Genomic DNA, 12,937 nt, shown 5'->3' with positions numbered 1-12,937 from the left:
GAACAACCCCTTTCTATCACTAGTTAAAAGTAGTTTAACATACTTTTACTTTGTTTGAATATTTAAAAATATATTGATAATATCGTAGGAACCATATAAACTATCAGTAAATATAGAAAATTCTAATTAGAGGGGGAAGGCGAATGAAGAGGAAAAAATGGTTATCCATCTTAATTTTCATGCTAGTAATCTCAATGGCTCTTTCTGGATGTGGCTTTGGTTCCAAAAAAACGGAAACAAATGATAATGGGAAAGAAAAAGCCGGAGAAGAAAAAAGTACGGATACAAAACAAGTATTAAACGTAACAGCAACTGCCGAGATTCCTACGATGGATTCAACGAAAGCTCATGATGCGGTTGCATTTACAGTTTTAAACAATGTAAATGAAGGTCTTTTCCGTCAGGATCAGAATAATAAACCGATTTTAGCTATGGCAGAAAATCATGAACAAAGTGAAGATGGCCTCGTTCATACATTTAAAATTAGAGATGCGAAATGGAGTAATGGTGATCCTGTTACTGCTAATGACTTTGAGTATGCATGGAAAAGGGTGTTAAAAGAAGCTGGTGCATATAACTATATGTTTGTAACCGTTGGAGTGAAAAATGCACAAGCCATTATTGATGGGAAAATGGATGTTGATCAGTTAGGTGTAAAGGCAGTCGATGAAAAAACATTGGAAGTTACTCTTGAGAATCCTAACCCATTATTAGAAACACTATTAACCTTTGGAACCTTCCTTCCTCAAAATCAAAAATTTGTAGAAGAAATGGGGGACCAATACGCTCTTGAAGCAGATAAGTTACTATCTAATGGACCATTTAAATTAGCAGAGTGGAAGCATGAACAAAGTTGGAAATATGTAAAAAATCCGGAATATTGGGATGCAAATACTGTAAAGCTGGATGAAATAAATGTCTATGTTGTAAAAGATGATGCTACAGGTTTGAATCTCTACGAAAGTAAAAAAATTGATAGAGTGACATTAACGGCAGAATCTGTAGACAATTATAAAGATGATAAGGAATTTAAAACAACTACACAAGCAGGGATTGGATTCCTTCGTTTTAATTTAAATCACCCCGTTTTAGGAAATGAAAATATTCGTAAAGCGGTTAACCTAGCTATCGACAAGCAAGGACTAACGGATATTGCATTAAATAATGGAGCGGTTCCATTATACGGTATAGTTCCTGGAGAATATTATTTTTCACCAGATAATAAGGATTTCCGTGAATTAAATGGTGATCTTTTAAAAGGATCCCTTGATGAAGCTAAAAAATACTGGGAAAAGGGATTAAAGGAAACAGGAGTGAAAGAAGTAAAAGTTTCTATTAATCTTGCTGATACTGACTCTAGTAAGAAAATGGCAGAATTTATACAATCCCAGCTAGAGACAAATCTTCCTGGATTTAAATTAGAAATTAAAGCGGTTCCTTTTGAACAAAGACTAGAAATTGAAAAATCAATTAAATATGATATTTCACTATCAACATGGGGACCAGATTATAGTGATCCGATGACATATTTAGATATGTGGATTACAGGAAGCTCATCTAACCGTGAAGATTATTCTAGAAAAGATTATGATGCATTAGTTGAAAAAGCGAGACTTGAAACAGATCTATCCAAACGATATGAAATGTTATTACAGTTGGAAAAAATGTTAATTGATGAAGATGCAGCGATTGCACCACTTTATCAAACTGGTCAAGCGATTTTAATTCATAACAATGTTAAGGACTTAATTGAACATCCTAGTGGTGCAGATTTTAGTTATAAATGGACCTATTTGGAGTAAGTTTACTCTGATAAAAGTAGAGGATGTATCGTTTTACGTACATCCTCTTTTCTGATTTTTTTTTCACCATACATAGAGTTTTTTCTAAAGGAATGGGGTGTTTTTATGAAACGTTACTTGCTTCAAAGACTGGGTTATATGATTATTACTCTTTTTATCATTGTGACTTTAACTTTTTTTCTAATGAAATTGCTACCAGGGACTCCGTTTAATAACCCTGAAAAACTTTCGGACAAGCAAATAGAGGTCTTAAACGAAAAATATGGGCTTGATAAGCCTGTAGTGTTGCAGTATATCCACTATTTAGGGAATTTAGTAACAGGTGATTTTGGCTTGTCCTTCCAATATGAAGGTCGAACCGTTAATAGTATGATCGTGGATCGAATTGGTCCTTCAGGATTAATCGGTTTTCAAGCCATGGTATTTGGCATAGTTTTTGGATTATTACTGGGGATTTTATCTGCACTAAAACATAATAGTATTTATGATTATGGATCGGTTACATTAGCTGTACTAGGAATGTCCATTCCATCCTTTGTATTTGCTGCACTACTACAATACTTTATTGGTGTGAAATTAGGTTGGCTACCACCAGCACTATGGGAAAGTTATAAATACACATTGTTACCGTCCTTTGCTTTATCTGTTTCAGTGACAGCAACGGTAGCAAGATTTATTAGGACAGAAATGCTAGAAGTATTAGGTCATGATTATGTTATTACTGCTAGAGCGAAAGGAATTACTGAATCAGGTGTAGTGATTAAGCATGTTTTAAGAAATGCATTAATCCCAGTAGTGACAATGTTAGGACCTTTAGCAGTTGGAATCATGACAGGTACCTTAGTCATTGAAAAAATCTTTGCTGTTCCAGGTTTAGGTGAACAATTTACATTATCCATTTTAGTAAATGATTATAGTGTCATTATGGGGATAACCGTTTTTTATAGTGCATTATTTATATTTGTTGTGTTTATTGTTGACCTTTTATATGGACTACTAGATCCTCGCATTAATTTTAAACGGGGGGCTGAAATATGAAGATAGAAATTAATAAAGAAAGTCAACCAACGATCTATCCTCACAAAGGTGATCAATCAAGCTCCAATCAAATCCCAACTGTTATCACGGATGATTTATTTGTTCCTGCTCCAATAGATCCTTCCATACATGAGGAAATTACAAAACCTCCTGTTACATTTTGGAAGGAAGCATGGATGAGGTTGTTGAGAAATAAAGGGTCCGTCATTTCTCTTGTTGTGTTACTTATCATCGCTCTCCTTGCGATTTTTGGTCCAAGCTTCAATGAGTATACTTATAAACAACAAAATATTGCTCATCGAAATCTACCTCCTAAGATTTCTGGTTTAGAATGGCTTGGATTAAATGGTAAAGATGTACACGGTGTTGATCAATATGAAAAAAGAAATATAACCACCAATTATTGGTTTGGTACAGATGAATTCGGAAGAGATATTTGGACAAGAGTCTGGAAAGGAACACAAATCTCTCTTTTCATCGCCTTAGTTGCTGCCCTTCTCGATTTATGTATTGGTGTTCTTTATGGAGGTATTTCCGCATTTTATGGAGGAAAAGTAGATAATGTCATGCAGAGGATCATTGAGGTTTTGGTAGGAATTCCAAACTTGATTATTATCATTTTATTTATATTGATACTTGAACCAGGGATTACCTCAATTATTCTTGCGATGGTTATTACTGGGTGGGTTGGAATGGCTAGGGTTGTACGGGGACAAATTCTCCAACTTAAAAGTCAAGAATTTGTATTAGCCTCAAGAACCCTTGGGGCTTCAAATAGAAGATTAATAGGGAAGCATTTATTGCCAAATGTCATGGGTCCAATTATCGTCACATTAATGTTTACTATTCCAACGGCAATCTTTTTTGAAGCTTTCTTAAGTTTCATTGGGTTAGGACTTCAGGCACCATTGGCCTCATTAGGTGTATTAATAGACGATGGCTATAAAGCAATGCGTTTCTTCACCTATAAGCTCATTTTCCCATCTATTGTCATCAGTGCTGTTATGATTTGTTTTAATCTTCTAGGGGATGGCTTAAGAGATGCGCTTGATCCAAAGATGAGAAAATAAAGGAGTGATTTATCATGGTGGAAGAAATCCTATCTGTTGAAAATTTACACGTATCGTTTCGAAATCAAAGTGGTGAAGTAAATGCTGTAAGAGGAGTGAATTTTTCATTAAAAAAAGGTGAAACATTGGCAATAGTTGGTGAATCAGGCTCTGGAAAGTCTGTAACGGCGAAATCAATAATGAAACTTCTTCCTAAACATAATACTTATATTCCTGAAGGAAAAATTTATTACGATAATCAAGATTTACTCGCGTTACCGGTTAGACAAATTCAAAAAATCCGCGGTTCGGAAATTTCAATGGTATTTCAGGATCCGATGACCTCATTAAATCCAACGATGAAGATTGGAAAACAAATCATAGAGGGATTAAAGAAACATCAAGGATTAACCAATCGAGTGGCAAGACAAAAAGCTCTTGATATGTTGAAATTAGTTGGAATACCCAATCCAGAGGAACGACTAGATGCCTTTCCTCATCAGTTTTCAGGTGGAATGAGACAGCGTGTGGTAATTGCTATGGCTCTAGCGTGTAATCCCAAAATATTAATTGCGGATGAACCAACAACAGCATTAGACGTGACAATTCAGGCTCAAATTCTTGATTTAATGAAAAACCTTCAAGAAAAAACAGGTACCGCGATTATTATGATTACTCATGACTTAGGAGTGGTAGCTAATATGGCAGATCGTGTTGCTGTCATGTATGCTGGCGAAATTGTTGAAATGGGAACAGTAGATGAAATATTTTATAAGCCTAAGCACCCTTATACACTAGGATTATTGCAATCCATGCCAAAGCTTCACTCTAGTCGGAAGGTCCCTTTAATTCCAATACCTGGGTCACCACCAAATCTAGCGAAAAAACAACAAGGATGTCCCTTTGCATCGAGATGTCCTTATACGATGAAAGTATGTCATTATTTTGCACCAGAGAAACTCCAAATGACAGATGAGCATTCGGTTTCTTGCTGGCTTCATGATCAAAGGACACCAGTGGAAAATAAGCCTGTTGCGATTGGGGGAACAAGATGATGAATTATCGGGAGCCCTTAGTAGAAGTAGAAAATTTAACAAAATATTTTAAGGTTGGTAAAAAGCAAAAATTACGTGCAGTTGATGGCATTAGTTTTACGATTCATAAAGGTGAAACATTAGGGCTTGTCGGAGAGTCTGGTTGTGGAAAATCTACTGTTGGTAGAACATTGCTTCAACTATATCAACCTACATCAGGGGTAGTGAAGTTCGCAGGTAAAATACTGGAAAGTCAACAATCAAAAGCTGGAGAAAAGCAATATCACCAAGACGTTCAAATGATTTTTCAAGATCCTTATTCCTCATTAAATCCACGGATGACTGTATTAGAGATTATTTCCGAGGGATTATTGATCCATCAACCAAATATGAATAAAGAGGATCGCCGGACTAGGGTCACTGAATTATTAGAATTAGTAGGGTTAGACCGTAATCATGCGAATCGATATCCACATGAATTCAGTGGTGGTCAAAGGCAAAGGATTGGGATTGCACGAGCTTTAGCAGTTGAGCCAAAATTTATTGTTGCAGATGAACCAATAGCTGCTCTAGACGTTTCAATTCAAGCTCAAATTGTGAACTTATTAAAACAATTACAAGATGAAAGAGACTTGACCTATTTGTTTATCGCACATGATCTTTCGATGGTAAAGCATATTAGCGATCGAATTGCTGTCATGTATTTAGGTCAAATGATGGAACTAGCGGAAAGTGAAGAATTGTATGAGGAACCATTGCATCCATATACCGCGGCTCTTCTTTCGGCTATTCCATTACCTGATCCTGTGCTAGAAAGAAAACGGGAAAGGATTATATTAAAGGGAGATGTTCCAAATCCGATCAATCCACCGAGTGGTTGTCCTTTTCGAACACGCTGTCCTCAGGCAATGGGGGTATGTGCTGAGAAGACTCCTATTTGGCAGGAAGTAAAACCCAATCATTTTGTAGCTTGTCATTTATATAATGAACAATAGCCCCATGGAGGAGATGAACGATTGAATTCGAGTGAATGTTTCATTCAATCCGTTGAGGAAATCATTAATAGCACTCAGGCGAGAATTAGTATTGCGGTAGAAATCGATGAACAAAGAATCATTGAAAAAGACAGTGATAGAGAATATTTATCTGCCAGTTTAATTAAAATACCAATCATGATGGAGGCATATCGACAAAGTGAATTAGGGACGATTTGTTTAACAGATTTAATTGAAATAAAAGATTTTCAAAAAGTAGGTGGGTCAGGTGTTCTTCATTCTCTTACAGGTGGTACTCAACTAAGCATAAAGGATTTAATAACCTTAATGATTATTGTATCTGACAATACGGCAACCAATATAATGATTGAATTACTGGGAAAAGATAATATTAATCAGTTTTGTAGGGATATTGGGGCCCATCATACTAAAGTAGAAAGAAAATTAATGGATGAGCAGGCGAAAGCCAAAGGTTATGAAAATATTACAACTGCATCTGACATGATTTGTCTATTAAAAGAATTAGATCAAAATGAAATTTTATCTAAAAATAGCACACTTGACATACTAAAATGTCTTTCAGCACAACAATTTCGTCATAAATTACCCGGTTTAATGGATCAGGACCTTATGAAAATAGCAAATAAAACAGGGGAAATGGAAGGAATCGAACATGATGTTGCCATCATTCATTACGGTGGAAAAAAAGCTTATATAGCTGTATTAATTGACCAGCTTGAACAGAATTTTTTAGGACAAGTTTCTATTACAAAAATAGGTGAATCCGTTTATGAATATCTTTTAAATCAATAATAATGAAGTAGTGCATTTCTGTACTACTTCATTATTTTCCTTACTAACTCTAGCCCCATTTTTACATTAGGATATCGTAGGGGGATGTCGAATCGTGTCGTTTGCTTCAGTACACTTTTTTCATGGGAAAATTCATCAAAGCTTTTTTTTCCATGGTATGCACCTGTTCCGCTTGCACCGACACCACCGAACGGAAGATGTGGGGTAGCAATTTGATATACGGTATCATTAATGCAACTACTTCCAAACGAAATTTCCTCAATAATTTTCTTACTAATCCTATTATTTTCAGTAAATAAATATAAAGCAAGTGGTTTAGGTCTCTCTGAAACTTGTTGAATCATTTCGTCAATGTCATGATAGGTGATGATGGGGAGAATGGGTCCAAAGATCTCTTCCTCCATTGTAGGGTCATTCCATTGGATGTTTTCGATCAATGTCGGTTCAATTTTTAGAGAATTCTCTCCCCATTTTCCCCCCATTCGAATCTTTCCTTTTGAGCGATTTACCATTTGAGTTAAACGGTTAAAATGATTGCTGTTTACAATTTTTGTGTAATTTGGATTATCTAGTATTTCATTTCCATATAGTTCGGTCATTGCTTTTTTCATTTCCTCGATAAATAAATCTTTGATGGATTCATGTATGAGTAAATAATCAGGTGCTACACATGTTTGTCCGGCATTTAAAAGCTTTCCCCATACAATTCGTTTAGCTGCTAATGGAAGCTTAGCATCATGGTGGACGATACAAGGGCTTTTTCCGCCTAGTTCTAGTGTAACAGGGGTTAAATGTTTAGCAGCTGCCTCCATTACCTTTTTTCCTACATGAATACTGCCTGTAAAGAATATATAATCCACATCCTCGTTGAGCAATAATTGGCTCGTATGGGCATCGCCTTCAATAACAGCGATATATTCTTGTGGAAAGTACTTACTTATTAGTTTATTTATTAAACTTGAGGTGGCAGGTGTTAATTCAGACGGCTTTAAAATTGCACAATTTCCGGCAGCAATTGCTCCAATAAGAGGTGCCAGTGCTAGATTGATAGGATAATTCCAAGGAGCAATAATTAGGGCTACACCATAGGGCTCTTTATAGACAAATCCTTTTGAACCAATATGTGTAAAGCTGGATTTAACCCGTGTAGGTTTAGTCCATTTTCGAATATTTTTTAATGTGAAAGTTATTTCAGAAAGAACAAAACCAATTTCTGTTGTATAGGATTCAAATTCAGACTTATTTAAATCCGTTTTTAAAGCTTCCATAATATCCTTCTCATTTTCTATAATCATTGATTTTAGTTTTCTTAATTGTTGAATTCTAAAATCAATATTTTTGGTTTGTCCATCCTTATGAAATTGCTTCTGCATTTGTATAATTGAATGGATTGGATTCATTTCATCACCAACCTCTCTTTCATAAATTAGTATCTCTTTCTATTCTATTCCCTCTACAATATAATAATCAAAGTTGTTTTTGTATAGTTTATTGTTTTGTAAAAGTCCAACTATTTGCTTTTAGATGAAATAAGGGATTCAGTGGTCTTAGCCATAGTTATTTGTTAAAACTTTATTTAAAGTAACAATGTTAGAGAAAAGCGTCTAATCAAAATAAAAAAAGAAACAGCTTCCTTGCTGTTTCTTATCAAATCTTTATATGAAAGGCTGTTGCTTTTTGTATAAGTACGACTCCTAATACAGGCTACAGATGTTCTCATGATATTTGCAGCTAAATAAAGGAGGGAAGGTCTTCAAATCACAACATGGGTGTGTGAAATGTGCCATTTAAAAACATGCTTGTACAAGGTTACCCTTATTTATTATGCACGGCTAATTTATCCATTAGAGCCGAACTTGGTTGATTTAGGCCAACAATTTTCACGTGTTTATTTTTCTCACGATATTTTAAGACAATTTTATCAATTGCACCGACTGCAGAATCATCCCATATATGAGTGTTTGTTAGATTAATAATGATTGATTCATAGGAATCATTATAATCAAAATTAGAAACAAATTCTGTGACAGAAGCGAAGAATAATTGTCCAGTTACGTAATATGTTTTAGTATTCGTCATTTGATTTACATTCGTTTCTACTTGAATTTTAGAGATTTTCGCTGCGAAAAATACTGCGCTCAAAATGACTCCACAAATCACACCAATAGAAAGATTATCTGTTGCGACGACAGTGATAACAGTTACTAACATAACAACAGTATCACTTTTAGGCATAATGTGTAATTTTTTTAATGAATTCCAATCAAATGTTCCAATCGATACCATAATCATTACTGCAACTAATGCAGCCATAGGAATTTGAACGAGTAATTTATTAAGGATCACAATTAAGATCATAAGGAAAATCCCAGCAACAAAAGTAGAAAGTCGGCCACGTCCACCAGATTTTACATTGATACCTGATTGACCAATCATGGCACATCCTGCCATCCCACCAAAAAAGCCTGATACAATATTAGCGATTCCTTGTCCTCTTGCCTCTTTATTCTTGTTACTATCCGTGTCCGTCATATCATCGACTATTTGAGCAGTTAACAAGGATTCCAATAATCCAACTAAAGCAATAGCTAATGAGGTTGGAAAGATAATTCTTAATGTCTCAAAATTGAAAGGGATATTCGGGATTAGGAACGTTGGCAATGTCTGTGTTAATTCTCCCATATCACCGACCGTTCTCACATTAACTCCAAAGGAAATGGAGATGATTGTAATGACAATTATCGCTACAAGTGGTGAAGGAATCGTTTTTGTCACCTTAGGAAATAAGTAAATGATTGCTAGTCCTCCAGCAACCATTGCATACATCACCCATGACTCACCTTTAAAATGGGTGATTTGCGCACTAAATATTAATATAGCTAAAGCATTAACAAACCCTGTCATTACTGATCGGGGGATAAATTTCATTAACCGACCTATTTTACATACTCCTAGGATGATTTGAATGATACCAGTTAAAATCGTTGCCGCTAAAAGATACTGAAGTCCATGATCCCGAACTAATCCTCCCATCAATAGGGCAGTTGCTCCTGTAGCTGCGGATATCATTGCCGGTCTACCACCAACAAACGCAATGACCACAGCAATACAAAAAGATGCATACAAGCCGATCATAGGGTCAACACCTGCAATAATGGAAAATCCGATTGCTTCTGGAATAAGTGCGAGTCCTACAACAATCCCAGATAATATATCTCCACGAATGTTTCCAAACCATTCGTTTTTTATTGTGGATAAATTCAAATATTACACCTCGTTTTATAGATTCATAGTTGATACGCCTTCTAAATTATTTGACTTTCAACTCTCATGAAAGTCGTATCCGTTTTTTAACTAAAAGATTATAACATGATTCATGGAGTAATGAAAGCTACCTTTATTATTCAATGATTGGTGGAGATAGGTATATAAGTAAAAGCATGACAAACGCCTATTTTCCATTAGGTTGGTACCTTGAATTAAAAGATGAATACATATAAATAAGGATTATTTAAAATATGGGGGAGAAGAAGGATATGAAATATCTCGCAATTGGTGACGGATTATGTGCGGGAAAAGGTACCTCTTTATTTACACCTAGTTTTGTGTACCAACACGCGCGGATGTCTGAGGAAGTACTTTCCGAAAGAATTCCTGTTATGACACGAGCTCATTCAAGTTATCGTTCAAATGACATTCTAGAATTATTAGATGATGAAAATAATATTCGTGAAATAAAAGAAAGTCAAATTATTGTACTATCAGCCGGACATAATGATTTTTTGGATGCATTTGAACGAGATGAGAATGAAAAAGATGAAGATTTCTATCAAGCATACAGGAAAAGCAAAAGTAATTTAGATGATATTATTAATAAAATTTGCAAAGTGAAGAAGAAAGAGAACGATAAATACATGTTAGTGATTATTGGACCACATAATTCATTTGAACATCATGAACAAGCGGAAAAATGGATAAATAAATATAACAATTATATTCAATGTCGCGCCCATTCACCTTGCGTATATTCTGTTAATCTAGATCACCATTTTAAGGATCAAATTGAAACCTGGTGCACTAGAGATCGACATTATCCCAATTATTTAGGGCATGTGGAAATTGCTAAAAAACTTCATGAATATGGATATGAACATTTAAAGAGAGAAGCTTAATAAGCAAATTATCGTTCACTACCTTATAAGGAGGTGAGAAGTCTATGTGGAACGCATGTGGTTGCGGTTACCCAGCAGGTGGGTATGGCTACGGTGGCGGCTATGGGATTGGTCGCGGATTTGCATTAATCGTAGTGTTATTCATCCTTCTTATTATTGTTGGGGCAGCTTTTATTTGTTAAATGATGCATAAGAATCGAGATGGGAATATTCCCATCTCTTTTTGTTTGAGGCTAAATTTCAAACGAATGCCCTGCATCATTGTCCCACTCCAATTATGAGAAATAACCATAAACTGTTGTGTAAGCATAATTGGAGGTGATCAATGTTATGCCGGCTTCATATTACGATATGTGTCGAAGAGGTGTGGGTAAAGCTGTAGAAATTCGTACGCATGATGGGAGAATCCATAGAGGAATCATTCATCGTGTAGATAATAGAATGGTGTATTTACGTCCACTTCCCCAAAGAAACTATGGTGGATATGGTTATCCGTGGGGATGGGGATGGGGCTGGGGTGGCTTCGGCTTTGGAGTTGCCTTAGGTGCTATTGCAGGTTTGGCTTTTCTTCCATTTTTCTTTTGGTAATCAATCAAAAAAGGCTCCTTACATTGTAGGGAGTCTTTTCATTTGAAAATTATAAAAAGTAAAATATAATTATTCATTTGATACATTCTTTACCTACTTTAAAGGGAGAATAATAGTGAACACAGTCCATTCATCATTTGATTGACAAGTCAATGTTCCCCCATGTTTTTCAATGGTATTTTTCGAAACATATAAACCTAAGCCTGTACCAGTTTCTTTTGTTGTCACAAAGGGTTCGAAAATATTATCGACGAGACCTTCTGAAATTCTTGGTCCATTATTTGCTATGTCTAAAATGACTGATTGGGTAGTTTGATCTAATTCAATTTGAATAATAGGATTTTTAATATTCTTGAGAACATCTACAGCATTAAAAATAATATTGATTAGTACCTGTCTAATTGCATCTTTAAAACCATGAATGGTTAATTCATGTAAAAAATTTTTTTGAATTTCAACATTTACTTCAAGTATTCTTGGATAAAGGAAGGATAAGACCTCGTCAATTAGTTCGTTTAAGGAAAATGAAGTTTTTTCTAATTCAATGATTTCTTTTTTGGATAGCATTAGGAACTGTGAAATACTAAATTTAAGCTGTTCCAATTCATTTGCAATAATATCTAAATAGGGTAGAGTTGGATGTTCAGAACGCAATAATTGAACAAATCCATGAATAGATGTTAATGGATTACGAAATTCATGGACAAAGCTGGATGTCATTTGTCCTAATAATGTTAAACGTTCGTGATGTGTCGAGGTTATGTATTGGTTTTTTTCTTCGATAATTTGATCTTTAATATCTGTATAATGTGTAACAGCATAAAATAGAAATTTATCAAATACGTGACATATTCGGTCAAGAAAAGGAGGGAAATCACCTATATCTGAAAAATGTTGTAATAAATCCTTACATAATATCGTTTTACCAATATTGATTTTATATACAAATTCCCCCATGCCGATTTGTTCGATCATCCGATCTCTTGCAATTTTTTTGGCAAATGGCTCGATTAGGAGGTTCATTTCTTCATATGTTAAGATGATTGACTTGTATAGAAGATCATACATTACGTCTCCATATAGAAATATAAAATCATTAATGGAATCTTTTCCAGTGATAATGGTTTGTTTTTCCCAAGACATTAGGAAAGGTTCTTTATTTTTCTCCAAAAATGATACAATATCATTTCTAAGCGGTATCATTGTCTCACCTCGATTTCATATAGGAATGAAGCTTGTTGTAAAATGATCCTTCACTTAAAATATATCAAAATATTTCAAAAATACCAAGATAATTTATTTCTTTTATTTCCATTTCATTGGGATTCCTGTTTGTGTATAGTTAACTTTTTGTCCTATTGTTTGATACAAAACTTACATGGCAATCAAAGGGAGCCTTTGATAATATATACATGGACGAAATTGAATAAATGAGTATAATTATTT

Annotated in this window: 12 protein-coding genes; 9 read left to right on the top strand and 3 right to left on the bottom strand. The window is 34.8% G+C overall.

Annotated elements, in window-relative coordinates; translation table 11 throughout:
* Positions 1–143 precede the first annotated feature (143 nt).
* The 6 genes from I5818_RS17995 (at position 144) to I5818_RS17970 (ending at position 6,731) form a co-directional block, all read left to right on the top strand.
* Positions 144–1,802: a peptide ABC transporter substrate-binding protein gene (locus I5818_RS17995; RefSeq protein ID WP_071977267.1), complete on the top strand. Its 1,659-nt coding sequence runs from the start codon at positions 144–146 to the stop codon at positions 1,800–1,802.
* Between the two features lie 105 nt (positions 1,803–1,907).
* Positions 1,908–2,840: an oligopeptide ABC transporter permease gene (gene opp3b, locus I5818_RS17990; protein WP_058005042.1), complete on the top strand. Its 933-nt coding sequence runs from the start codon at positions 1,908–1,910 to the stop codon at positions 2,838–2,840.
* Positions 2,837–3,910: an oligopeptide ABC transporter permease gene (opp3C, locus tag I5818_RS17985; RefSeq protein WP_078109324.1), complete on the top strand. Its 1,074-nt coding sequence runs from the start codon at positions 2,837–2,839 to the stop codon at positions 3,908–3,910. The genes opp3b and opp3C overlap by 4 nt, the downstream gene beginning before the upstream one ends.
* A gap of 14 nt (positions 3,911–3,924) precedes the next feature.
* A complete protein-coding gene (locus tag I5818_RS17980) occupies positions 3,925–4,944 on the top strand; it encodes an ABC transporter ATP-binding protein (RefSeq protein ID WP_058005043.1) in 1,020 nt (339 codons plus the stop codon).
* Positions 4,941–5,918: an ABC transporter ATP-binding protein gene (locus I5818_RS17975; protein ID WP_071977266.1), complete on the top strand. Its 978-nt coding sequence runs from the start codon at positions 4,941–4,943 to the stop codon at positions 5,916–5,918. Before I5818_RS17980 ends, I5818_RS17975 begins: the two co-directional genes overlap by 4 nt.
* Before the next feature lie 21 nt (positions 5,919–5,939).
* Positions 5,940–6,731 carry a serine hydrolase gene (locus I5818_RS17970; RefSeq protein ID WP_078109325.1) on the top strand — a complete coding sequence of 264 codons (792 nt, stop codon included), beginning with the start codon at positions 5,940–5,942 and terminating at the stop codon, positions 6,729–6,731.
* A gap of 23 nt (positions 6,732–6,754) precedes the next feature.
* Here I5818_RS17970 and I5818_RS17965 read toward each other — a convergent pair whose 3' ends face one another.
* Both I5818_RS17965 and I5818_RS17960 read right to left on the bottom strand, forming a co-directional pair.
* A complete protein-coding gene (locus tag I5818_RS17965) occupies positions 6,755–8,131 on the bottom strand; it encodes an aldehyde dehydrogenase (RefSeq protein ID WP_071977265.1) in 1,377 nt (458 codons plus the stop codon).
* 415 nt (positions 8,132–8,546) lie between these two features.
* Positions 8,547–9,995 (bottom strand): SulP family inorganic anion transporter, encoded by a 1,449-nt coding sequence (locus I5818_RS17960; protein ID WP_071977264.1) that lies wholly within the window; start codon positions 9,993–9,995, stop codon positions 8,547–8,549.
* Between the two features lie 272 nt (positions 9,996–10,267).
* Between I5818_RS17960 and I5818_RS17955 the strand changes: the two genes are divergently transcribed.
* The 3 genes from I5818_RS17955 (at position 10,268) to I5818_RS17945 (ending at position 11,491) form a co-directional block, all read left to right on the top strand.
* Positions 10,268–10,903 carry a GDSL-type esterase/lipase family protein gene (locus tag I5818_RS17955; protein ID WP_071977263.1) on the top strand — a complete coding sequence of 212 codons (636 nt, stop codon included), beginning with the start codon at positions 10,268–10,270 and terminating at the stop codon, positions 10,901–10,903.
* A 44-nt stretch (positions 10,904–10,947) separates the two neighbouring features.
* A complete protein-coding gene (locus tag I5818_RS26470; RefSeq protein ID WP_071977262.1) occupies positions 10,948–11,085 on the top strand; it encodes a YjcZ family sporulation protein in 138 nt (45 codons plus the stop codon).
* Between the two features lie 148 nt (positions 11,086–11,233).
* Positions 11,234–11,491, top strand: a complete 258-nt coding sequence (locus I5818_RS17945) for an LSm family protein (protein ID WP_071977261.1) — start codon at positions 11,234–11,236, stop codon at positions 11,489–11,491.
* A gap of 93 nt (positions 11,492–11,584) precedes the next feature.
* Here the strand turns inward: I5818_RS17945 and I5818_RS17940 are convergent, their stop codons facing one another.
* A complete protein-coding gene (locus I5818_RS17940) occupies positions 11,585–12,694 on the bottom strand; it encodes a histidine kinase N-terminal domain-containing protein (protein ID WP_071977260.1) in 1,110 nt (369 codons plus the stop codon).
* Between the last annotated feature and the right edge of the window lie 243 nt (positions 12,695–12,937).

Source organism: Heyndrickxia oleronia, assembly GCF_017809215.1.
In the GTDB taxonomy this organism is placed as follows: Bacteria; Bacillota; Bacilli; order Bacillales; family Bacillaceae_C; genus Heyndrickxia; species Heyndrickxia oleronia.
Note: the sequence above shows the minus strand (reverse complement) of the source record. Positions and strands in the feature narration are given on the sequence as shown.